The organism is Cellvibrionales bacterium (assembly GCA_016713115.1).
Classification (GTDB): domain Bacteria; phylum Pseudomonadota; class Gammaproteobacteria; order Pseudomonadales; family UBA7239; genus UBA7239.
The window spans coordinates 288823-311105 of sequence record JADJPU010000001.1 but is presented as its reverse complement, the minus strand read 5'-3'; the positions used below and the strand labels follow the sequence as shown (position 1 = coordinate 311105).

The 22283-nt window shown below is 51.8% G+C and carries 18 protein-coding genes, 1 tRNA gene, 2 pseudogenes and 1 riboswitch; of the genes and pseudogenes, 4 read left to right on the top strand and 17 right to left on the bottom strand.

Features of this window, described 5'->3' with window-relative positions:
• Positions 1 to 21: 21 nt before the first annotated feature.
• The gene (locus IPK30_01520; protein ID MBK8102005.1) at positions 22 to 2916 is read left to right on the top strand and encodes an FG-GAP repeat protein; all 2895 of its coding nucleotides are present in this window, start codon (positions 22 to 24) and stop codon (positions 2914 to 2916) included.
• A 30-nt stretch (positions 2917 to 2946) separates the two neighbouring features.
• Here the strand turns inward: IPK30_01520 and holA are convergent, their stop codons facing one another.
• The 8 genes and pseudogenes from holA to IPK30_01480 all read right to left on the bottom strand — a co-directional run bounded on the left by holA (position 2947) and on the right by IPK30_01480 (position 9279).
• Entirely contained in the window at positions 2947 to 3939 is a 993-nt protein-coding gene (gene holA, locus IPK30_01515) for a DNA polymerase III subunit delta (GenBank protein MBK8102004.1), read from the bottom strand.
• 8 nt (positions 3940 to 3947) lie between these two features.
• Positions 3948 to 4445 carry a hypothetical protein gene (locus tag IPK30_01510; GenBank protein ID MBK8102003.1) on the bottom strand — a complete coding sequence of 166 codons (498 nt, stop codon included), beginning with the start codon at positions 4443 to 4445 and terminating at the stop codon, positions 3948 to 3950.
• A 22-nt stretch (positions 4446 to 4467) separates the two neighbouring features.
• A pseudogene (locus IPK30_01505) lies at positions 4468 to 6931 on the bottom strand (leucine--tRNA ligase).
• Positions 6932 to 7000: 69 nt separating this feature from the next.
• Positions 7001 to 7285: a hypothetical protein gene (locus IPK30_01500; protein MBK8102002.1), complete on the bottom strand. Its 285-nt coding sequence runs from the start codon at positions 7283 to 7285 to the stop codon at positions 7001 to 7003.
• A 59-nt stretch (positions 7286 to 7344) separates the two neighbouring features.
• The gene (locus IPK30_01495) at positions 7345 to 7854 is read right to left on the bottom strand and encodes a C40 family peptidase (GenBank protein MBK8102001.1); all 510 of its coding nucleotides are present in this window, start codon (positions 7852 to 7854) and stop codon (positions 7345 to 7347) included.
• Positions 7855 to 7863: 9 nt separating this feature from the next.
• Complete coding sequence (locus tag IPK30_01490; protein ID MBK8102000.1) at positions 7864 to 8091, bottom strand: SEL1-like repeat protein; 228 nt, start codon at positions 8089 to 8091, stop codon at positions 7864 to 7866.
• A gap of 55 nt (positions 8092 to 8146) precedes the next feature.
• Positions 8147 to 8380, bottom strand: a complete 234-nt coding sequence (locus IPK30_01485) for a hypothetical protein (protein MBK8101999.1) — start codon at positions 8378 to 8380, stop codon at positions 8147 to 8149.
• A gap of 131 nt (positions 8381 to 8511) precedes the next feature.
• Positions 8512 to 9279 carry a DUF2889 domain-containing protein gene (locus IPK30_01480; GenBank protein ID MBK8101998.1) on the bottom strand — a complete coding sequence of 256 codons (768 nt, stop codon included), beginning with the start codon at positions 9277 to 9279 and terminating at the stop codon, positions 8512 to 8514.
• Between the two features lie 284 nt (positions 9280 to 9563).
• On the opposite strand from IPK30_01480, the gene IPK30_01475 reads away from it, so the two are divergent.
• Entirely contained in the window at positions 9564 to 11624 is a 2061-nt protein-coding gene (locus IPK30_01475; protein ID MBK8101997.1) for a TonB-dependent receptor, read from the top strand.
• Here the strand turns inward: IPK30_01475 and IPK30_01470 are convergent, their stop codons facing one another.
• From IPK30_01470 to IPK30_01435, 8 genes are all read right to left on the bottom strand, one after another.
• Positions 11625 to 12305, bottom strand: a complete 681-nt coding sequence (locus IPK30_01470) for a 2'-5' RNA ligase family protein (GenBank protein MBK8101996.1) — start codon at positions 12303 to 12305, stop codon at positions 11625 to 11627.
• Positions 12306 to 12347: 42 nt separating this feature from the next.
• Positions 12348 to 13121 carry a (2Fe-2S)-binding protein gene (locus IPK30_01465; protein MBK8101995.1) on the bottom strand — a complete coding sequence of 258 codons (774 nt, stop codon included), beginning with the start codon at positions 13119 to 13121 and terminating at the stop codon, positions 12348 to 12350.
• On the bottom strand, positions 13114 to 13707 hold the full coding sequence (locus IPK30_01460; protein MBK8101994.1) for a hypothetical protein: 594 nt from the start codon (positions 13705 to 13707) through the stop codon (positions 13114 to 13116). Before IPK30_01460 ends, IPK30_01465 begins: the two co-directional genes overlap by 8 nt.
• Positions 13708 to 13732: 25 nt before the next feature.
• Positions 13733 to 14515, bottom strand: coding sequence for an ABC transporter ATP-binding protein (locus IPK30_01455; GenBank protein ID MBK8101993.1), 783 nt, complete (start codon positions 14513 to 14515; stop codon positions 13733 to 13735).
• A 26-nt stretch (positions 14516 to 14541) separates the two neighbouring features.
• A complete protein-coding gene (locus IPK30_01450; GenBank protein ID MBK8101992.1) occupies positions 14542 to 15603 on the bottom strand; it encodes an iron ABC transporter permease in 1062 nt (353 codons plus the stop codon).
• Positions 15594 to 16229 carry an ABC transporter substrate-binding protein gene (locus IPK30_01445; protein MBK8101991.1) on the bottom strand — a complete coding sequence of 212 codons (636 nt, stop codon included), beginning with the start codon at positions 16227 to 16229 and terminating at the stop codon, positions 15594 to 15596. The genes IPK30_01450 and IPK30_01445 overlap by 10 nt, the downstream gene beginning before the upstream one ends.
• Before the next feature lie 362 nt (positions 16230 to 16591).
• A riboswitch (cobalamin riboswitch) is annotated at positions 16592 to 16832 on the bottom strand.
• A gap of 481 nt (positions 16833 to 17313) precedes the next feature.
• Positions 17314 to 18069: a DUF4102 domain-containing protein gene (locus IPK30_01440; GenBank protein ID MBK8101990.1), complete on the bottom strand. Its 756-nt coding sequence runs from the start codon at positions 18067 to 18069 to the stop codon at positions 17314 to 17316.
• Positions 18040 to 18124: transfer RNA gene (locus IPK30_01435), tRNA-Leu, on the bottom strand. The genes IPK30_01440 and IPK30_01435 overlap by 30 nt, the downstream gene beginning before the upstream one ends.
• A gap of 116 nt (positions 18125 to 18240) precedes the next feature.
• Here IPK30_01435 and queA point away from each other — a divergent pair.
• Positions 18241 to 19302: a tRNA preQ1(34) S-adenosylmethionine ribosyltransferase-isomerase QueA gene (queA, locus tag IPK30_01430; protein ID MBK8101989.1), complete on the top strand. Its 1062-nt coding sequence runs from the start codon at positions 18241 to 18243 to the stop codon at positions 19300 to 19302.
• Positions 19299 to 20428, top strand: a pseudogene (gene tgt / locus IPK30_01425) (tRNA guanosine(34) transglycosylase Tgt). The gene queA and the pseudogene tgt overlap by 4 nt, the downstream one beginning before the upstream one ends.
• Before the next feature lie 14 nt (positions 20429 to 20442).
• On the opposite strand, the gene IPK30_01420 reads toward tgt, so the two are convergent.
• On the bottom strand, positions 20443 to 22191 hold the full coding sequence (locus IPK30_01420; protein ID MBK8101988.1) for a hypothetical protein: 1749 nt from the start codon (positions 22189 to 22191) through the stop codon (positions 20443 to 20445).
• Between the last annotated feature and the right edge of the window lie 92 nt (positions 22192 to 22283).

Sequence of the window (22283 nt, the reverse complement as noted above, 5' to 3'; positions counted from 1 at the left end):
TTAGATAGCGAGGTGTCTGCCATGAAAAAGCAGTTTTGGGCTGGTCTTTTCTCCAGTTTGTTGCCGGTGTGTGCGCTGGCGGCTGCGCCTGGCGACATGGATTTGAGTTTCAATCATCTGGGTTATGTCTCCACTGTGCCGCTTAAAGCGGGAACCGGTTTTAATGGCAACGGCCTTATTCAACAGGCAGATGGCAAGTTGGTCGCGGTGGGCAACACCTACAACGCAAAGGGCATGAAGCAGTTTGCGCTGCTGCGCTACAACTTGGATGGCACATTGGACACCACCTTCAACGGCACGGGCATGGTGATTACCAAAATTAGCGACCTTGCGGTGCCTGTGGACGATGCCAAGGCCGTCATCCAGCAGAGCAATGGGCGCTTGGTGGTGGTGGGCGTGACGGCCAGCGGCGTGAACAATGACTGCGCCTTGGTGCGCTACAACAAAGACGGCTCACTGGATGAAACCTTTGGTGAGCAGGGTATCGTCACGATGGGGTTTGGCACGAAAGACGACACTTGTCTCTCCATTATTCAGCAAGCCGATGACAAATTGGTGGTCGCCGGCGAAACGGCAGGAGCCGGCAATGACAAGGCGGATTTTGCCTTGGCGAGATTTAATACAGATGGCTCACTGGATTCGAGCTTTGGCTCAGGCGGCAAGGTGACCACAGACTTTAATGGCACCGTCAATAACGGTCGCTCGGTTATTCAATTGGCAGATGGCAAGCTGCTGATGGCGGGATACAGCGATTACAACTTCGCGCTCACACGCTACAACACCGACGGTTCGCTCGACACGACTTTCGACGCCGACGGCAAGCTGTTTGTGGATATTGCCTCGGATCGTGATTACGCCATTTCCGTGTTGCAGCAGGCGGATGACCAGTTGGTGCTGGCAGGGTATACCAATGTCAATCCCGGCAATAAAACCAATTTTGCCGTGGTGCGCTTGAATCAGGATGGCAGTTTTGACCCCTCCTTCAACAGTACCGGTAAGCTGGTGTTATCTGTCGATTCCAACAACAACGCCGTCGCCAAAGTGATACAGCAGACCGACGGCAAACTGGTGTTAGCTGGCAGCACCATCACCATCACCAGCAGCAAGCACATGGCGCTGGTGCGGCTCAATACCGATGGCTCACTGGACACCGGTTTTGGCGGAGATGGCAAAGTCACTGCCAACATCGGCACCGTTTCCGACGAGGCGGTGTCGGTGGTGCAGCAGGCTGACGGCAAGCTGACGGTGGCTGGCACCGGCAACAACGGCAAGTTCAACTACATGATGTTGGCGCGCTTTCACGGTGAGGTGGATACCGACGGCGACGGCGTGCCGGATACAGAGGATGCCTTCCCTAACGATGCAGCCGCGGCCGTGGATACCGATGGCGACGGCGACACAGATGCTTGGTTACCCAATAATCCTTCAGCTTGTACTGCCGATGCCCCAGTTTGTGATGCGCTGTTTCGCGACGACGATAACGATGGCGATGGCGTGTCGAATACAGTCGACAACTGCCCGCAGGTAGCCAATCCCACACAGGACGATATCAACGGCGATGGCTACGGTGATGCCTGCGCCAGCGATGCGCCTGCGTTGCACATCACGCGCGGCATCAAAGCCAAAGTGGGTGCAGGTGCTGTGGTGGCGTTTGCAGGCGATTTTGACGAAGACGGCTACGGCGATTACATCGTCGGTTACCCCACCTATGATCCCGTGGGCAAAACCGATGCGGGGCGCGCGGAAATTATTAGCGGACAAACAGGTGGCGTGTTGAAATTTATCGAAGGCAACGCCGCCAAAGACAATATGGGTTTTACCGTGGCAGGCAATGCCGATGTGGATGGCGACGGCCACATCGATGTGGTGGTGGGCGCGCCCAAGGCCGATCCGAATGGTTTGAAGGATGCCGGCACAGTCACCGTGATTTATGGGCCTAATGATTCCAAACCGAGAACTGTGTTGTCTGGCACGCGCGCCAAAGCCTTGCTGGGTTCGGCCGTGGCTTTGGGTGATGTCAACGGTCTTCCAGATGGCGATAGCAGCAACCCGACTGCTGACATTATCGCAGGCGCACCTAAAGACAATGATTTGGTGACCGATCCTTTGGTGCCAGTGATTGGTGCAGGTTCAGTGACTGTGTTTTCTGGCGCATCAGGTAACGCCGTGCTGAACACTTTCTACGGATTTCTGCCCAAATCTTATGCGGGCACCAGCGTGGCAACGGGTGATGTTGACGATGATGGCAATACCGACATCGTATACGGTGCGCCCAACGACGACGATGACAGCGATCCTGATGCCATCATCAAAGACACCGGCAGCGTGGCGGTTTATACCATTGATGGCTCGCAGCTAATGTACGAACCCGGCGCTACCGCAAAAGCCTATTTGGGTAAATCTGTGGCTTCAGCAGATATGGATGGCGATGGCGCAGCAGAAGTGCTGGCTGGCGCGCCAGGTGACGATGTGGTGGACGTTTTAACGGGCAAAGCGATACGCAAAGACGCAGGTAGCGTCAGCCTGTATTCGGGCGGTAGCGGCTCCATTCTCTACTATGGCAGCGTAGCCAAAGCAGGCTTGGGCAATAGCGTGGCATTTGGTGATGTGGATGGCGATGGTCTGAAAGATGTGATTGTCGGCGCATCCAAAGACAACAAACCGGCTAAAAAACCGATCAAAGGCGCGGGCAGTATTTCTATTTGGAGTGGCGATGACTTTGGCTTGATCACCAAGGTTTACGGCAGTGCAAGCAAAGAGGCGCTGGGTACAACAGTGGCTGCAGGTGAAGTAAACGGTGATGGTTATGACGATGTTATGGTTGGCGTAACCGGTGCCGACACTCCGGCTGTTGCGCCAGCCAAGCCCGTCAAAGACACGGGTGCTGTGCAAGTGTTGTCGGGTGCTGCTCTGTAAGAAACGGCAGTCGCGCTGATGGAGCCGCGTTCAGCGCGGCTTACACACCAATAGACAGAGTGTTTCCAGCACATTCCACGGATCGCGGTTGGCCATGCCTTTCACGGCTTGGTCAACGGTTCCCATCAACGCAACCATCTGGCGCGTTTGTGTGACGCTCAGGCGTTGCAGGGCGCGGCTAAACATCGGTTGACGCTTTTCCCACACACCCAACTGACGCATTGCGGCACTAGCGGGCGAGCCGCCGGCAACAGACTCGCTGGCAGCGGCCAGTTGGCGCAGCTCCCGCGTCAGCGCGCCCAGAATGACTAAAGCGTTACTGCCTTCCTGTTTCAGTGTGTGCAAGATTTTTAATGCGTGCGGCGTGTCTCCACTGAGCAGAGCGTCGTTCAGCGCAAAAACATCGTAGTGCGAGCTGTTACCGGCATCGATTTGCTCGGCGCTAACGGTTGTTGTGCCAAATTGCAGCGCCAGTTTTTCCAATTCCTGCACGGCCGCCAATAAATTACCTTCGGTGCGTTCCGCCAAAATTTTTAAAGCATCGGCAGAGAGATTGACGGATTTGCTGCGCGCGCGCTCGGCCAACCAAGCAGGAAAGCGACTGTTATCCAGCGGTGTGATGGGTACAAATGCGCAAGCCTGCTCCATGGCTTTGAACCACTGTGTTTTTTGCGTGCTGCTGTCAACTTTGTCCGTGCGGATTAATAAAAAGCTGTCGCTGCTGGGGCGCGCCAAATATTCCAGTAGCAGTGCATGATCGAGCTTTCCGGTTGAAGTGCGTATATCGAGAAAACACTTATCTGCGAAGAGTGACAGCGCATTGGCTTCGGCAATCACTTCCTGCCAGTGTTCTTTTTTTTCCGGATTAAAAATTTTGCGTTCAGCAAATCCTGCTTTTAGTGCAGCTGCGCGTGTTGCATCGCAGGCTTCCTGTACGAGCAGCGGTTCGTCACCGGCAATCCAATACAGCGCTGCCGGTGATTTTTCGATATGTTGCGCCAGTTTTTCAGGGTATACGCGCACAGCAGAGATTAATCGATGTGTTCTTTTTTGCCGGCAATAAAATTGATGCGGCGCAGAATATTGGCTGCCATTTCTCGGTAGGCATCCTCTTTCATGAGGGCAGTTTCGCGGTCTGTTGCCAACGCGCGGTCGCTATTGGGCTCATAGGGACGCACCACGCGCTCCATGTTCGGCGGAATGATGGTTTCACCTTTGGCGTTGGTCACCGTGAAGTGAGTGGTTAATTCAATTTCAAACATGGCGGCGTTAATACTATCGCTATAAGCGAGCAGGTTTTGGCGCAGGTCTTGGCTGAGAATAGTCAGTGTCAAGCCGTCTGCGCCGCCTTCTTCGATGTGTTGTGCGCGCATTTCAGCACGCAAGGCACGCTCCAGCTTGCCGTAAGTTTGAGCGGAAGTAATGTTGAGCGTTTTGATATTCGTCGCGGCACTGTCGCCGCGTAGGTGCCAGCCGCAGCCAGCAAGTAATACGCAGAGAAAAAGACCCATTAAATTGCGCGTTTTCATGTGTTATTCCACCTGTGGTTTTTTATGCAACAACAATATTAAGAAGTTTTCCGGGCACGAAAATGATCTTGCGCACTTCCTTGCCGTCGATAAATTTTTGAACATTTTCATTTTGCTGCGCAGCCAGCTCCGCATCTGGCTGTTTGGCATCGGGCGCTATAGTAACAGTGCCACGCAGTTTGCCGTTCACTTGCACCGCGATCTCAACGCTGGTTTTGGTGAGTGCGTTTGCATCCACAGCGGGCCATGCAGCATCGATGACAGCATCGCTGTGGCCGAGTGCTTGCCACAGGGTATGCGTGATATGCGGTGCAACAGGTGCTAGCAATAGCACGGCGGCTTCCAAGGCTTCTCGCTCTACGGCTAGGCTTTGTGCGTTGTTGGCATCGGTAACTTTGCCCACTTCATTCAATAATTCCATTACCGCCGCGATGGCCGTGTTGAAGGTTTGTCGCTCGCTGTAATCGTTACTGATTTTGGCGATGGTTTCGTGCGTTTTGCGGCGCAAATCTTTTTGAGATTCCGTCAGTGTGCTGGCATCTAATGCAACAGGCGAGCCAGTTTGCACATGTGCGTAAACTGCTTTCCATAAACGCCGTAGAAAACGGTGCGCGCCTTCCACACCGGCATCGCTCCACTCCAGTGATTGTTCGGGTGGTGCGGCAAACATGATGAACAAACGCACGGTGTCTGCGCCGTATTGTTCAATTAGCGCTTGCGGGTCAACCGTGTTGCCTTTGGATTTCGACATCTTGCTGCCGTCTTTCAACACCATGCCCTGACACAGCAAGCGTTGAAACGGTTCGTCGCACTGCACCAAACCTTCATCGCGCATCAATTTGTGAAAGAAACGCGCGTACAACAAATGCAAAATGGCGTGTTCAATACCGCCTATGTATTGATCGACCGGCAGCCAATAATTGGCGGCATTGGGGTCGAGCATACCTTCGGTAAAGTTGGGGCAGGTGTAGCGCGCGTAATACCACGACGATTCCATAAAGGTGTCGAAAGTATCCGTTTCGTGTTCAATGTCTTTGCCATTGAAAGTCGTTTTGCGCCAATTCAGATCAGATTTAATCGGCGAATTCACGCCATCCATCACCACTTCTTCTGGCAACAACACGGGTAAGCGGTCGAGCGGCACAGGAACCTCGCCACCTTCCGGCAAATTGAACATCGGAATCGGCGCGCCCCAGTAGCGTTGGCGCGAAACGCCCCAATCGCGCAGGCGATAATTCAGTGTGATGCGGCCTTTGCCGAGATTTTCTAATTTGGTGGCGATAGCATCAAATGCAGCATCAAAATCCAAACCATCAAATTCATCAGAATTGATTAGCGTGCCTTTTTCTGTAAAGGCAGCGCTAGCAATATCGCAAGCAGCGCCATCAGAGGATGTAATGACTTGCTCAATCGCCAGCGCATATTTTTTGGCAAATTCGTAATCGCGCTGATCGTGCGCTGGCACCGCCATCACCGCGCCGGAGCCATAATCCATCAACACATAATTGGCGACCCACACCGGTACTGCGCGACCGCTGATCGGATGCAGTGCTTTCAATCCGGTATCGAAACCTTTTTTCTCCATCGTCGCCATGTCCGCTTCGGCAACGGATTGCAATTTACATTCCGCGAGAAATTGTTGCAGCGCAGGATTATTTTTTCGCCGCTGCTTGCGCGATAGGGTGTTCAGCCGCAAGGCTGACATAGGTCACGCCCATCAAGGTGTCGGGGCGCGTGGTGTAGATTTCAAACGAATCGTGTCCTGCTATTTCGGAAGTCAAATCAAAACGCATGGTGATGCCGCGCGATTTGCCTATCCAATTGCGCTGCATGGTTTTAACTTGTTCCGGCCAATGCGGCAATTTTTCTAAATCGGCGAGCAGTTGTTCGGCGTAAGCGGTAATTTTAATAAACCATTGCGGAATTTCTTTGCGTTCCACTAGCGCGCCAGAGCGCCAGCCGCGACCGTCGATCACTTGTTCATTGGCGAGTACAGTGCAATCCACCGGATCCCAATTCACAGTCGCCATTTTTTTGTACACCAAACCTTTTTCATACAGGCGTGTAAAAAACCACTGCTCCCATTTGTAGTAATCGGGGCGGCAGGTGGCAATCTCACGCGACCAATCGTAAGCAAAGCCCAACGACTGCAACTGACCTTTCATGTACTCAATATTTTCGTACGTCCATTTTGCGGGTGCGGAATTATTTTTAATTGCAGCGTTTTCTGCCGGCAAACCGAAAGCATCCCAACCCATGGGCTGCAAAACATTTTTGCCCTGCATGCGCTGGAAACGGCTGACCACGTCACCGATGGTGTAGTTGCGCACGTGCCCCATGTGCAACTTCCCGCTGGGATAGGGAAACATCGACAGGCAATAAAACTTGGGTTTGCTGTGGTCTTCGGTGACGCAAAAACTGTTGTTCGCGCGCCAGTGTTGTTGGGCGGCGGCTTCGACAGCGGTGTGCTGGTACTGCTCGTGCATGATTGACGGTGTCCGGTGGGAAAGGGCAAGCCGTCAATTATAGAGGATAGAGCCCGCTGGGATGCGCGCTCAGGCTTTGGGTGGCGTCATGCCGCCGCTGTGAAAAATGCCGAACAAAAAGACCTGTGCGTAATCTGCACTTGAAGCTTTGGCAGCTTTGAGAAAGGCGGCGTAAATCACCAATTCCAGCGCGTGACTTCCGATGAGAAAGGCTAACAGGCCGATGCCGAGTGTGTGAAAAGTGGCACCTGCATCTGCCAGCAAGAAGCCGGCAAAGCCAATCAGCCAGCCGATACCGACAGCAATTTTTCCAGCGAGCAGCGCTTGGGGTGGGAGTACGGGTGGTTTTAGCATGCGTATGGCTCCTTATTGTGTATTGTTGTCTGGCTTGTTGCGCGTAAATAGTAAAGCAATTATTGCGCGCGGAGGATACGCTTGCCGGCCAGAAAGCGAGGGTTCCAATAGTCGCTTTGCAGGCTATCTACGCGCACTTTACCGCCAGAGCTGGGCGCGTGTACAAAGCGTTGTTCACCCACATAAATGCCAGCGTGATCGGGTTTGTTGCGCCAGCCCGTGGCAAAAATCACGATATCGCCACTCTGTAATTGTTGGCGATTTACCGTGGGATAAGGCGCGGCGTACAAAGCGGAAACGGTACGCGGTACGGCAAGTCCTGCAGCATTGCGGTAGGTGTATTGGATCAAGCCGCTGCAATCGAATCCTGTTTGCGGTGAGCTACCGCCGTAGCGATACGGTTTTCCTGCTTGCTGCATAGCATTGAAAACAACTTCGCTGGCGAGTGGAGATGTTGCTTCTGACGCAGTTTGTTGGCTAGAACATCCGAAGAGAAATAGCGTGTGCAGAAAAATACCGGCAATAAAAAACCCGCGAGCATTGCGTGCTGCGGGTCTTTTTCTACACATCAACACCGGTTATTTTTTCTTTGATGTGGTGGTTTTTTTAGCCGCTTCTTGTTCAGCGATTTTTGGCGCTAAGGCTTCAGCAGCGGCTTTGGCTTCTGCGTTGCCTTGGGCTGCAGCTTTGGCGTAGAAGTCGGCTGCTTTTTTGTAGTCTTGTTTTACACCCTTGCCATGCTCAAACAGCGTGCCAAGCTGATATTCAGCGCGTGAGAATTTTTCTTGGCTGCTTTTTGATACCAGCTGATGGCAGAGGCATAGTTTTGTTTGGTTCCTTGGCCGAGTTCGTACAAAAGTCCTAGGTTGAACTGTGCTTCCGCATTTCCTCTTTCAGCAGATTTTGAAACCAACTTTTGGCGGTTTCGTAATTTGCTTCCACACCGCGACCGTAGAGATACGCAGAGGCTGTGGACAGTTGTGCAGCCGCATCGCCTTTTTTGGCTTTGGCAAGGTTGTCGTCAAAGGCCTGGTCTGCAAAAGCAAATTGGCAGCTGGCAGCTAAAAGCGTCATCAAAGCGAGCTTGCGAATCATAAACATCTCCGTGTGTGGGTATGGGGTGTGGTGCGCTGGCGAAAATACCTGTGTCTGTGTTATCTGTCTACTGATAAAACAGAGGTCTGTGCGTGTCAGAGCAGAGCAATGCAGCGATAGTTCCGCTATGGCTACACAAACTTCAGCAGCTTTTCCTCACAATCAGAAAAATCGCGCACACAACCAGCCGTGCGCACACCGTGTTCGATAGCGGGGTGGCTGTAGGTGTAGCAGGCACCGCCCATGCCTTCTTGGCTGGCGAGAGCAGGTTCACCGGCCATCTGCTCCACATCAAAAAAGCGCGCCAGTGACACAAAATACCCTTTTTGCAGGATGAAAGCGGCTTCCAGTTCGTCGCCCTCAAAACATTTGGTCGCCCATTTGCCAAAGCCTAAATAGAACGGATTGCCAGCAAATTCAGCGGGTTGTGTGAGCTGTAGATCGCGCGCCTGCCACTGAAAAACCTGCTCGCCGTCGCGCAGCACGGTGCAGATGGCATCGCGCGCCTCGGTTTGATCGGTCACGGTAATGTCCCACTGTCGCACGGGTTTGGCGCTGGCGGCGTGTCGTATCGCCATCACCGTCAAATCCAGCAAGTGCGTGCAATTAGATGACGGGGGCATGTGGAAATTGAGATCGCGCAGGCTGGCGTGAATGCTGGTGCCGATGTAACCATTGATCGGTTCCACCGCGCCGGGGCAACTGGTATAGGGAATGCGCTTGGTCTGTGCGTCGATGGCTGTGACGCGCTCGCCATCGTGCGTCACGGTGACAGTAAAGCCGTGGTTGGTGTCCTCCAGCGCGCCGAACACCGCGCCCTCGCGCTGCTCAAGGCGAATGCGACGACGGTAAGCGCCTGTGCCGTAGTGTGGATTGCGTGGGTAGTCGGGGAGTGCCATGGCCAGTGTTCGCTCTGTTGCAAAAAATGAGTAGAGAGAAAAGTGTAGAGCGAATGCGGAGCAAGCGCGAACCTAATGAGACTGCTGTGCACGCATTTGTGGAAATAACCTAGATAGAGTGGGCTTTGCAGCCTGCGACATCATGTCGCATTCCCTGTGGAATTTTGATTCCTATACTGCTGCTCCTGTTGATAGACCGTATTGCTGTGCATGACAGGAGAATTTTCAGTGGGTGTCATTTGTTTTTCCCGCCGCGCGTGGTTTTTTCTTGTGTAGTCGTGTTGATGGCTTTCAGTCTATTGGGCTCTTTTTCTGCGCAGGCGGAGGAAGCGGCTGTGTTGGAAACCATCGTCGTGCAGAGTGAGCAAGAAGAGCAACCCCTGAAAGATGAGCAAGCTGGTATTCCCGGCGCCACAACCATTATCGATGGTGAAAAACAGTATCAACGCGCAGTAAATAATTTGGCAGATACTTTTCGCTACGCGCCCAGTATGTGGGCGCAAAGTTTTAGTGGTGGTGATTCGGTTTTCTTTTCGAGCCGCGGCTCCAATTTGGATGCCACCAATTACGACGGCAACGGCGTGAAAATGTTGCAAGACGGCATGCCTGTCACCACGGCAGATGGCAATAATCACAACCGTTTTATCGATCCTCTGCTGGCGAAAAATATTGTTATTGCACCGGGTGCCAATGCTCTGACTTACGGCGCGAGCACGCTCGGCGGCGCAGTGGATTTTATTTCACCGACAGCGCTTGATGTTGCGCCAACGGAGTTGTTTATGAGTGCTGGCAGTGACGGTCAGCGCACGGCGCGCGCCACTGCCGGCGTAGTGTTGGATCAGTTTGATGCCTTGATAACTGTTGGTGATAAAGACTGGGATGGATACCGGCACCACAGTGAGACGGATCAGCAGAGTGTTTATATCAATACCGGTTGGAAAATTTTTGACGATTTGGAAAATCGTTTGTATGTGGATTACATCAATAGCGATCAAGAGTTGCCAACAGCGCTGACCAAAGCAGAATTTAAAGCGAATCCACATCAAGCGGGTGATTCGGCACTGATAGGAAATTTTGCAAAGAATGTTGAAACTTGGCGTGTGGCGGATAAAACAACTTGGCGTATCGATGAGCGCAGTTCATTGGAGCTGGGTGTTTCACACGCGCAAGAACAGTTATATCACCCCATTGTTGCGCCGGTGATGGTGGATTTTGATGGCCCAGGTCCGTTGCCGCCCGTGGAAGTATTTAGTTTGTTGGTCGATACAAAAAGCAAAGAATCTAGCGCAATGTTGCGCTACAAGTTGCAGTTGGATGATCACACACTGCTGGCGGGTGTGGATTACGGTTATGGCGATGTTGAGGGTGGCAACTATCGCAATGCTTATGGCAAGCGCAATGGACTTACAGAGAAAGTAGACAACAACGCAGAGACATTAGAAGCGTATGTGATGGATCGTTGGGCATTAGGGCGTTGGACTTTAGTGTATGGCGCGCAAGGCGTGAGTACACAGCGCGATACAAAAACCACAGCGGTTGCAAGCGGCGTTGAACGCAATCCTGAGGCGGATTATCACAGCATCAATCCGCGCGCCGGCGTTATTTATGCGCTTTCAAACAACAGCCAATTGTTTGCCAATGTCAGCCGACTTTTTGAACCGCCCACCAATTTTGAATTGCAAGACGATGTGCGCGGAAGCAATGAAACATTAGATCCTATGCATGGCAGTGTGGTTGAGTTTGGATCGCGCGGACAGATGCCGTTGGGTGATAACAACATGGGGTATTGGGAAGCAACACTGTATTACGCTCAGATACGCGATGAAATTTTATCGAGAGATGACCCTGCAGCGCCTGGCAACAGCCTTTCTACCAATATTGATAAAACAGTACACGCTGGGATTGAAACATTGTTGGGTGCTAATTTTGCTTTGGAAGATGGCAGTAGCTTGGAGCCATTATTGAGTGTGACCATCAATCATTTTCGTTTTGATAATGACGATGTGTATAACAACAATAATTTGCCTGCCGCACCGGATTATGTGATGCGTGGCGAGTTGATTTATCGCCAAGCAAACGGCTTTTATATGGGGCCAACCTTTGATTGGGTGGGCGATCGCTACGCGGATTTTAGTAATCAATACAAAGTGGATGATTACCAGTTGTTGGGTGTGCGTGGCGGTTACGAAGGCAAGGACTGGGAAGTGTTTGCAGAAATGAAAAACCTAGCAGATAAAGATTATGTTTCTGCGGTCAATGTGTTGGATTACGCCGACAGCAATGCTGCTGTGCTGTATCCGGGCGCGCCGCGTTCCGTGTCGGTTGGGTTACGCGTGAAATTTTGATTAGGAATGGCCAGAGAGCGCAAATACACCAATTTTCTTCCAGACCTGATCCGCGCCACATCTGCCGACAACAATGCTGTCTGCCGTAAATTGCTTTTGTGTCACAGCGTCTGTGTTGCTTGCCATCGCCAGTGTGGCTGCTTCATGTGACAAGCCTTGCGCCAGTGTTAGATGTGGGTAGTAAGTTTGAATTTCTTGCGCAACAGTCAGGTGTTCTGTCATGCCGCCGATAACAGAAACTGCTTGCACGAGCTTTTGTTGGAGCTGCTGTAATTCGGGAGAAAGGGTAACGCGCACATGTACAACAGTGCCGTGAGTGGGGGAGTCAAAACGGTCGACTTGCTCCAGTGCAATTTGCAAGGGGTCGTGTTGTGCGCAAATGTTTTTGTCGCTTGCAAAGTGCTTGTTCTGCGGTTTTTGATCGCCAACCATCGTGAATGGCTGCTTCAGCGTGATATGTGGAAAAGTTTTATTGCTGCGCGATGGGTCGAATTGTTTTCTAATTTCTGAACAGGTAGCCGAGATCTCTGGTGGCGGCACCAGTGCCATGGCGTAAATAAAAGCGGGTTGCGTATTTTCAATACTGCTGGCGCGTGCAGGTAGTAAAGCTGCACCGCACAGCAGAGAGATATTTTGTAGCAGTGCTCGACGAGAAATTGAGAATCTTGTAGGGTTCTTCATGTTTTTTGTGTGTCGTGAATGTGAGAAATCATGTCGTTTTTTCTAGTGTGATGTGGCGTTGCTTTCATATTCTTTTAGGTAATTGTAGCTGCGCGCGCTGCGTTCTTCATCGTCAATGAGTGGGCAGCTAGTGCAGAAGCTGCGATCAGGCCCGAGATAGTACAGGCAGCAAGCATGGCGTTTCTGAAACAGTCTTTGTTCTGTGTTGTATTGCAGGCTGTAGAAAATAGGTTTGTTGCGGTAGAGTTCTGGACGGTATTGCAGCATTTTCTCTGCCATCACATAGCCGGCATTACGATTCTTCCAGATAGATTCCGCCATGCGGACGCATTGCGAACTCCACGACGAAACAATCATTGCCCAAATAGCCCGTCGTGAAAAACGCGACCAGCTATGCAGGGCTTCAACAATGTGTGTGGCCTGAGAATAAAGTTGCTCAGCCATTGCGGTGATTTGCGTTTCGTTTGGCGTATTTATCATCTCCTGTTTGTGGAATGAGTCGGTGCTGTGAAAGCTGTAATGCTGATACAAGCCTGAGCGACAGAATTTCAAGCTGATGTTGTCTAGCGATAGGTTTATCACCGCGCCATGATTCATAAAGTAATGAAGTGGCGCACCAGAAGACCAGCCATAACGCAGGGCAAAGCTGGCAGCAATCACGCGTTTGTTGTTGGTGTTGATGGTCGCACCAATTTGTTGCAATAACTGCTGAAATAAGCTGTTTTGTGGATCTGCTAGTGCTGTGCCATCTATCCATCCGCTGCCGTTGGGTTTGCCAAAACGGTAGGGTAGTGGTTCTGTCATAACATCAGTCATGACGAAAACCTTTGCCGGCGCGATCAATGTCTTCCGGTGCAATGTTGAGATAGGTTTTGCGCAAGTAATCCCACAGTGCTAAGTTTTCAAATTGCGGCTCTTTCAATATTTTTTGTTCAACACTCAAAAAGGGACTGGGGAGAAAGACGGTCATTTGCTGCTCGCCAGCACCGTTAAACATACGGAAGCCCCAGCTGGTTGGAATGCCGTTTTCATTCAAGCGGCGATACAGTTCTGCGCGTGCTGTGCGGCGATGTTTTGCCAATTCTGGTGGGCATGGGTTGCGCTTGGTTCCTTTGTGTTCGCCGATGCACATATGAAAATGCCAGTGGCCAAAATCTATAGTCAGATAACCATCCAGCATGCCAATTTTTTCTGGCGCATTGGGCGCGCGACATTCAAAAATTCCGCCCTGTACAGCGGGCCCAAATAAAATGCTGTCCCAGTGGTCCTTGAACATATCGGTCAGTGCTGCCAGCAAAGTATCACTGTCAGTTGGGAAATCAAAAATTTCCAGCGTGCCGTTGCCTGGCTCGACAACAATGGTGGATTTTTTGGTTGGCAGAGTTTCAATAGTTGTTTGCATGGTGAGTCCTCGTGTTGGTGGTTTTTTAGATGAGTGATTGCAACGGTGTGATCATTAGTCCATTTGTGTGATGCGCTACTTCCACCACGGTGTCCACGGAAAAATATTGGCGCAGACGGTGTTGAGTGAGTGTCTCGACAGGGCTGCCATTGGCGACTAACTGGCCTTGGTTGAGCATCAATATGCGGTTGCAAAATCGGGATGCCATGTTGAGATCGTGAATGGCTGCGATGACAAGATGGCCTTGGTCGGCCAGTTTTTTGGCAGCGGTGAGTACATCGAGTTGATGGCAAACATCGAGGCTGGCCGTTGCCTCATCTAACAAAATAATGGGCGTTTGTTGCGCGAGTGCGCGTGCAATCATCACGCGTTGTCGTTCGCCGCCCGAGAGTGCTGTGACTGGGCGCTCGGCGAATGCGTCTACGGCCAGCGCTTGCATGGCCGCTTGCACAATGGCCATATCGTGTTGGGATATTGGCGTAAAGCGCCGCAAGTAAGGGTGTCTGCCCATCGTCACCAGCTCGCGCACAGAAAATGGGTAGCTAATTCCCGTGTCTTGCGGCACTAAGGTGATCTGTCTGGCGAGCGCGCGGCGTGAATAGTGCGTGGTTGGTTTTCCGCGAATCCACACGCTGCCTGCGCTGGGGGTAAGTAATCCCATGAGTAGACGCAACAGCGTGGTTTTGCCTGTGCCATTGGCGCCAATGAGTCCAACAAACTCACCGGCGTGCAGAGCGCAATCTATCCCTGTCAGGATGCTGCGTGTATCGGTGCGGAATTCAAGCTGCTTTACTGTTAACAATCCCATGATGTCTCTCTTCTTATTCTCTGCAATTACAAAAACAGCTGGCGACGACCGCGATACAGCAGCCATAAAAAGAATGGAGCGCCCATTGCCGCTGTAAAAATGCCTACGGGGATGTCATTGCCGTCCCAGCCGACGCGTAAAACCCAGTCGGCACCGGCCAGCATGAGTGCGCCGCCCAAGGCGGACAGTGGAATGAGGTGGCGGTGATGAGGCCCCGTTGCCAAACGCACAATGTGCGGCACGACCAAACCGACGAAGCCAACCCCGCCGGCAACGGACACAGAACCTGCAATGAGCAGGGAGACCATCGCCAGCAAAATGAGACGGGTTTTGGTGATGTTGACGCCCACGGCAGCGGCTTGTGTTTCGCCAGCGAGGAGAATGTCGAGTTCGCGGCAGTGCGCCAAAGTTACGAGCAGGCCGATCGTTAGCAGCGGAGCAATCAGCGCCACATGGTGCCAAGTGCGGCGATCCAAGCCCCCCATATTCCAATAGACGATGGATTTGCCCACTTCCCACTTTTCTAGTGCAAGGGCTTGCACCAGTGAGCTGGCGGCAACATTCAATGAGCCAACGGCAATACCGGCGAGCAACAGCGTGGCAACAGGTGCTTGCCCGCGCTCACTGGCAATGCTGTACACCAGTAGCAAGCTCAGTGTGGCGCCGACAAAGGCCAAAATCGGCAGCGCCCAGATGGTCGTCGTGGTCAAGCCCAGATAGATCGCCAGTACACCGCCCAGCGATGCGCCTGAGGAAACGCCCAATGTGTCGGACGATGCCAGTGGGTTGCGGAATAAGCCCTGCAGCACGGCACCACTGGTTGCTAACGCAGCACCCACGAAAACAGCAACGAGCACACGCGGTAGACGCACTTGCCAGATGATGGTGTCTTGCCAGCTAACCGCCTCGGTAATAGGCAGGCCATCGATACGATCCAAGAGGCGCGCGATGCCGGCCAGCAAGGCGGAAGCGGTATCGCGCCATGTGATATCGGCAGGGCCAACCGTAATCCCGCTGAGTACGATGGCTAACAGCGTCAGTCCCATTGCGATAAAACACAGTCTAAAACGGGTGCTATTCATAGCCATTTCGCCACTTCTTCAGCGTCGCTGCTGCGTGCCGCGACATGGTTGGGGTGAAGCAGATGCGCGATGGTTTCAACGCCGATCACGCGAAAAGGGGAGCATGTTGTTGCAATCGCTGCATTCACGACATAAACCCGCCCCTGTTTTACAGCGGGAACGCCGCGCCAAGCGGGGTCTTGCAACATGGTATTAACGGCAGCGGGATCACCGTTCGTGGTTCCCCAGATATCCAACAGGATGACTTCCGGTTGCAGGGCAATGGCTAGCTCTTGCGAAATAAGCGAAGAGCCTTTTAGGCCGGTCTCGCGGATGACATTGAAGCCGCCAGCGAGTGTGATCGTCTCATCGGACAAGGTGCCTATCCCTGCAGCAGAGCCGCTGGGGCTGTAATACAGAACGCGCGGTTTGGGCTGGTCTTTGACGGCATTCGCTACAGCGTCTAAACGCTGCTGCATCCGCGCTAAAACTTCTGCGCCGCGTTCTTCCTCTCCAATCGCGCTCGCCAAAGTCATGGTGTTGCGCTTGATATCGGCAAAGCTGGTGAACTCTGGTATCCGCAATACTGGGACATTGGTCGATAGCAGTAAACGCACAGTGGCAGCATCGCTATAGGCAGCGACGACAACCATGTCGGGTGCAGTAGCTATCCTCGCTTTTATCGAGTTTGGTCGCATTCACAACCAGCGTGTCGAGCTCGGTAGAGGGCGTGGCATTGGTTTCGGTGGCAAATGTTGATGCGCTGGAAAATGCGCCAAGAATAACGAGCGCGCGCGCGCCCACAAATAAAACGCTATGTTTTTTCATTGGAAAAACCCTGTGCAAATTTCGATCGCAGCACCCCAGCGCATTGATCAAACACAGCACAGCATCACAAGGTCGATGAATACACGACACGACTAAACACCATTGCAATGATGCTTGGCGGGTCAGTGAAAAACATCAGAAGTTCATCGGCATGCCAATAAACCAGGAACAAATCCGACCCCGGATTCTGTACCAATCCACGACAGGCCGGTCTCCGGACTCACGAGTGAGCGCGTCTATGCGCTCCGATGGGCACCTTCCCATGTTGTTGGCCTTGCGACCTGAAACACAGTGGTTATTGCCGATCTCTACTCGCTTACCGTTGCGGGGGCAGTGCCGGAATAGTCTTCCCGTAGGGTTGACGCACCGGCTTCCCGTTTCACCCTCAGAGCGAATGCTCGTCGGGCACCTGAAGCGGGGCGAACTCTAGCGAGGTTTGTGGCGGTACCGAAAGTAGATATTCTGGATAATGCGCTACAATGTGAAGGTAGTTTTTAGCAATGCGAATCAGCCCAGCACGCACTGGGCTTTTTTGTGTCTGTCTCATATGCGCCCCCTATGCCTGTTTCGCTAAAAGGGCATAAACGTCTTCGGCGCGCCAGACTGTAACGCCAGCCGATAACCTCACGGGTTGGGGGTAGCGGCCGGAAGCCACGCCAGCCCACCAAGTAGATTTGCTAACTGGAATAATGGCTGGAATGTGGGGGCGGGGGCGCGTGTGCTGTCTGCCAGCTTCCTTGTTTTTCCGTGCTTGCTCTGCCGTGATTTCTTGCTGGCCAACAATCTGTGGGAGTCTTAAAAAGCCGGTTTCTATAGTTCTGTGTTGCATAGTGCGTACCTCGTTTTGTTAGGACGGGGTAAGCCTGACAGCCAGAAAAAAACCAGAGGGGTGATGGTCTGGTATTTTTATTACTTGGATTTGTTTTTCTTGACCAGGTAAGTGTTGAAAAAGTGTTTCTGGGTGATTTTTTGTTCTTCTTGCCCATCCATATTGAAAAAAAGTTCCTCGCCATCCCTGTAGTATTCAATATCGCCATCAGCCGTTTCTAGTATGTCTAGGTTGATTTGGTCTTTGCTGATTTCTCGCCATATTTTCGGCTTGGTTTTGTCTGGGTGCTGCTTTAGTAGGTGTTGGGCAATGTCCTGTGCACAGGTTTCAAAGGTGCTGCTCAGTGCAATCCGCTTGGCTGCTTTTTCGGCTTTTCGCTCTGCACTTGGGTTTTTCCCTTGTGCTAGAAGTTGCTTGGCGTTGTGGCGCAATAGCTTGGCATCTTGAAGTCCAATGTAGGGATACATGCCAAGGGATAGCATTTGCTCCTTGCCCATATAGAAATAGCGCAAGCGCCAGCGTTTTTTTCCTGTTGGCAGTATTTCCAAGAACAAGCCTTCGCCAGCGGCTAGCTTGTATGGCTTGGCTTCGGGTTTTGCTTTTTCTGCTTGTATGGCGCTAGTGAGTGGTTTGCGCGTCATGGCTGCCAGCCTAATCCCGTTTGGATTTTGAGTTACCCAGAAAGTTACCCAGATAATACGCGGATTGTGGTGGTTTTGGTAGGATTGCTTTGGATGGTGCTGAAACAAAAAAGCCCCTGAAATCAGGGGTTTAGTTGATTGTCCGTACGGTATAGGACAGGTACATGGTGCCGGAAGAGAGACTCGAACTCTCACTCCTTTCGGAACACGAGTTTGAGTCGTGCGCGTCTACCGATTCCGCCATTCCGGCTAAGGAGGCGCGCATTCTAGCGGCAGCCGTGCGGTAGGGCAATGCACTTTTGCGTGTCGCTGCCGAATGAATGTGGAACAATGCCGCCCCGACTTCAGCTACCTCACTCCCTTTGCATGTTGCGCCAGCATTTTCACTATCACTTGCCTCCGAGCTTGATCGCCGCCGAACCCTGCGCTGAACGCACAGGCAGTCGTCTGCTGTGCTTGGACGGCGAAACAGGCGAGTTGGCGCACCGCCAATTTTCTGCACTGCTGGATTGGGTGCAGCCAGGCGATGTGATGGTGTTCAACAACACGCGCGTAATTCCTGCGCGCCTGCTGGGGCATAAACCCAGCGGCGGCAAAGTGGAAGTGTTGGTGGAGCGCGTGCTGAACGCGCAGGAAGTGTTGGCGCATGTGCGCGCTAGTAAGTCACCCAAAGCGGGCGAAGAATTATTATTTGATGATGGAAAAAATGTTTTGCGCGTCACGATGTTGGAACGCGACGGCAATTTATTTCGTTTGCAATTTGATGCTGCGCGCTCGGTACATGAGTGGTTGGATTTGCTGGGGCATATGCCGCTGCCGCCGTACATTCAGCGCGCCGATACAGAAGTGGATCGCGAACGCTATCAAACCGTTTACGCGCAAACACCAGGCGCTGTTGCAGCACCCACAGCGGGTTTGCATTTTGATGAAACGATGATGGCGGCGCTGCGTGGAAAAGGTGTGCAGACGGCTTTTGTGACGCTGCATGTCGGCGCTGGCACATTTCAACCGGTGCGCAGTGACGATATTCGCGATCACCACATGCACAGTGAATACATTGAAGTAACGCAGGCGGTTTGCGATGCCGTACACACTGCAAAAAAACGCGGCGGGCGCGTGATTGCAGTGGGGACGACCAGTGTGCGCTGTTTAGAAACCGCCGCAAAAAATGGCGAGTTGCAGCCGTACGCTGGCGATACCGATATTTTTATCTACCCTAGCTATAAATTTCAGGTGGTAGATGCCTTGATTACCAATTTTCATTTGTCGGAATCCACCTTATTGATGTTGGTAAGTGCTTTTGCCGGTTATCAGAATACCTTGCGCGCTTACCGCGCGGCGGTTGACGAGCAATACCGTTTTTTTAGTTATGGCGATGCCATGTTGATTAGCAAAAATACAAAGGCCAGTGAGGATATTCCAGTATGACGCGCGAATGCCGTATGCAGTTTGAGTTATTGGCAACCGACGGCGCGGCGCGGCGCGGTGTGTTGCGCTTCCCGCGCGGCGAAGTGAATACGCCGGCGTTTATGCCGGTGGGCACTTACGGCACGGTAAAAGCCATGAAACCGCACGATATTGAAGCCATCGGTGCAGAAATTTTATTGGGCAATACTTTTCACTTGATGCTGCGCCCCGGCACCGAAGTGATCGAGCGTTTTGGCAGTTTGCACGGCTTTATGCAGTGGCAAAACCTATCCTCACTGACTCTGGCGGTTTTCAAGTGTGGAGTTTAGGCAAGCTGCGCAAAATTAATGAAGCGGGTGTGTCTTTTCGTTCGCCGGTGGATGGCAGCCCTGTGTTTTTGGGTCCGGAAGAAGCGATTGCCGTGCAGCACAAGCTCGGCTCCGATATCGCGATGATTTTCGATGAGTGCACGCCGTATCCTGCAACAGAAGAGCAGGCAAAATCTTCCATGGAATTGTCGCTGCGTTGGGCAAAACGCTCGCGCGAAGCGCACGGCGATAATAGCGCCGCGCTGTTTGGTATTGTGCAGGGCGGCATGTATGAACATTTGCGCCACAAATCACTCGATGGTTTGCAAGAAATTGGTTTTGACGGTTATGCGCTGGGTGGTTTGTCAGTCGGTGAGCCAAAAGAAGAAATGCTGCATGTGTTGGATGCCGTGGTGTCACACATGCCCAAAGATAAGCCGCGTTATGTGATGGGTGTCGGCACGCCGAATGATTTGGTGGAAGCCGTTCGTCGCGGCGTGGATATGTTTGATTGCGTGATGCCAACGCGCAACGCGCGCAATGCTTATTTGTTTGTGCCACAAGGGAAGTTAAAACTGCGCAATGCACAGTACCGCCACGATGAACGCCCGCTAGATGAAACCTGCGATTGCTACACCTGTCAGCATTTTTCTCGCGCCTATCTTTACCATCTCGATAAATGCGGCGAGATACTCGGCAGCATGCTAAACACCATCCACAACCTGCGCTTTTATCAGCGCCTGATGGCAGGTTTGCGCAATGCTATCTCCGCTGGGCAGTTGGATGCCTTCGTTGCACAGCACTACGCCGCGCAGGGTTTGTCGGTGCCGGCGTTGTAAAACTTTTTTGGTGGTTAAAGTGAGCAGTAGTATTCGACAAAAGGAGAAAATGCCTTCCATCGTGCAAAAAAACGCACAGCCTTACAGTCTTTCTGATTTGGGTGCCATGGAGTTATTGCAGTAACGGAAAGTTGCTCCGGCAAAATAAACTCAAAATTTCCTGTGCTAACGACGACACGATAGTTGTCTGGCGTAATTTTTCGTTTATCCAAGAGAATTGTCAGTGTGTTTGCCTGGTGTATATTTAAGTTGGCTGCTGCGCCGAGAGTGATTTTGTATTTCTTATTCGATCCGCACAAAAACAGTTGTGGCGAGTTAAATTTTAGAGTTTCTGATAGCTGTATCTCGGCCTGTAATGCAGCCGCCATATCGTTTGTTTCTGCTTGTAATTTTCCATAGCTATCTTTGGGTTGTGGGCAGTTTTCAATGGGCTGTAAGGCTTGTGCTATTGGTAGGCTGTCATGGTTTTGCAGTGGGCGGTAGATGTCTGCTGAAATCGCATGGCGTAAAAGTACACCTTCCCATGAGTTTGCGCGTTTCCCGCTGCTGAGTAATAGTTCTTGTAGCTCAACGGTTGCCCTTTGTTTTTTTTCTATCATTTTAGGCAGGTTGCCTATCAGTGCATTTGCATTGAAGGCGATTGCTGCGATGACTAGTAAAGCGGGGATGCGCCGGTCTCTGCGGTTAATGTGTGACGATGCAATTACAAATAGGGCTGCGTAATTGGTGGCGGTGAAGATTTGATATCCGTCGTTTCCTCCAGCGGAGTAGCGAAACAAAGAAGTGAGAAAAATGGTTCCTGTGCTGAATAGCAGTAAGCCTACCATGGCAGAGTTTTTCCATGAGCGCGGTGAAGCAAGTAGTACAGCTATTGTTGCCAGAATGATTGCGCCAAGCGTAATTTTTCCTTCGCGGTATTCGTTAGGAAAAAATGGAGCTGCCCCCATGGATTCAACAAAGTCTACAAGTCGACTAGGGATATCAATAAAAGATTCGCGCACAGACTTTGCGCCAAACAGCTCAGTGGAAAATACATTCATTGTGGTTAGGTGCAAAATAATCCCAGCAAAGGCTCCAATCACCCAGATGGCAAGTTGAGACCGTGTGTAACGACGATGATAGGTGTGGTTGTATAATAGAATTGCAGAGCCTGCCACGACAGCCAGTAAGCCATTTGCCATAGTGAACATTGCAAGCCAACTGCAAATAACAGCAGCCAGTACGCGCGCTTGAGTGAGATCAAGTAGCAAGAAAGTTAGAAAAGAGAATGTTAGTGTGGGAAAATAAAACAAAGCACATTCAGGCCATGTGGTGATTGTCCAAGAATAGACGCTGAGAATCATCAGCGAGGCAACAAGGCTCGTGTAAGCTGGCGCTCTATGTTGATAACAGCTGAGTGTAATCAGCGCGACAAGTGCCACCAGCATGGAGTTGCTAAACAGGCCTTCGATTCGTAAATCAATAGCTCCTTGTATGGCATACAGCAGTAGCGTAATGAACTTAGAAAAGACTGCTCGGTTTTGGAAATAAGTCCACCATGTGTTGCTTAGTTGCTCGCTGAGTGTGCTGCCCTCTTGCCAATACAGCACGGTAAACAGTGACTGGATATAGCCATCACCGTAAGGCGTGTTGCTGGTTGTTAGCCAAGAAACATAAAGGTAAGCAATGGCAGGTAACGATGCGAGAGCAATTATCAACGGATAGTTGTGTACCCACCAAGGCTGTGCTGGTGTTAGAGATGGATGGGCGCTTGGAAAACTCATTGACAACATGCCTGAAAAATGTGCTCGGATACTGATCGAATAAACACCCCCACGCAACAACTGCTACAATCGCCAGCCATTTTTTGACCAGT

What these genes read in the sequence shown, in the direction of transcription:
- IPK30_01485 (MBK8101999.1), bottom strand. Translation starts at nt 8,380, where the DNA reads ATGATTCGCAAGCTCGCTTTGATGACGCTTTTAGCTGCCAGCTGCCAA.
- IPK30_01450 (MBK8101992.1), bottom strand. Translation starts at nt 15,603, where the DNA reads ATGGCTATGAATAGCACCCGTTTTAGACTGTGTTTTATCGCAATGGGA.
- IPK30_01470 (MBK8101996.1), bottom strand. Translation starts at nt 12,305, where the DNA reads ATGAAGAACCCTACAAGATTCTCAATTTCTCGTCGAGCACTGCTACAA.
- IPK30_01520 (MBK8102005.1), top strand. Translation starts at nt 22, where the DNA reads ATGAAAAAGCAGTTTTGGGCTGGTCTTTTCTCCAGTTTGTTGCCGGTG.
- IPK30_01475 (MBK8101997.1), top strand. Translation starts at nt 9,564, where the DNA reads ATGGCTTTCAGTCTATTGGGCTCTTTTTCTGCGCAGGCGGAGGAAGCG.
- IPK30_01460 (MBK8101994.1), bottom strand. Translation starts at nt 13,707, where the DNA reads ATGCAAACAACTATTGAAACTCTGCCAACCAAAAAATCCACCATTGTT.
- IPK30_01500 (MBK8102002.1), bottom strand. Translation starts at nt 7,285, where the DNA reads ATGCTAAAACCACCCGTACTCCCACCCCAAGCGCTGCTCGCTGGAAAA.
- queA (MBK8101989.1), top strand. Translation starts at nt 18,241, where the DNA reads ATGTTGCGCCAGCATTTTCACTATCACTTGCCTCCGAGCTTGATCGCC.
- IPK30_01510 (MBK8102003.1), bottom strand. Translation starts at nt 4,445, where the DNA reads ATGAAAACGCGCAATTTAATGGGTCTTTTTCTCTGCGTATTACTTGCT.
- IPK30_01465 (MBK8101995.1), bottom strand. Translation starts at nt 13,121, where the DNA reads ATGACTGATGTTATGACAGAACCACTACCCTACCGTTTTGGCAAACCC.
- IPK30_01445 (MBK8101991.1), bottom strand. Translation starts at nt 16,229, where the DNA reads ATGGTTGTCGTCGCTGCCTATAGCGATGCTGCCACTGTGCGTTTACTG.
- IPK30_01455 (MBK8101993.1), bottom strand. Translation starts at nt 14,515, where the DNA reads ATGGGATTGTTAACAGTAAAGCAGCTTGAATTCCGCACCGATACACGC.
- IPK30_01480 (MBK8101998.1), bottom strand. Translation starts at nt 9,279, where the DNA reads ATGGCACTCCCCGACTACCCACGCAATCCACACTACGGCACAGGCGCT.
- IPK30_01495 (MBK8102001.1), bottom strand. Translation starts at nt 7,854, where the DNA reads ATGTGTAGAAAAAGACCCGCAGCACGCAATGCTCGCGGGTTTTTTATT.
- IPK30_01420 (MBK8101988.1), bottom strand. Translation starts at nt 22,191, where the DNA reads ATGAGTTTTCCAAGCGCCCATCCATCTCTAACACCAGCACAGCCTTGG.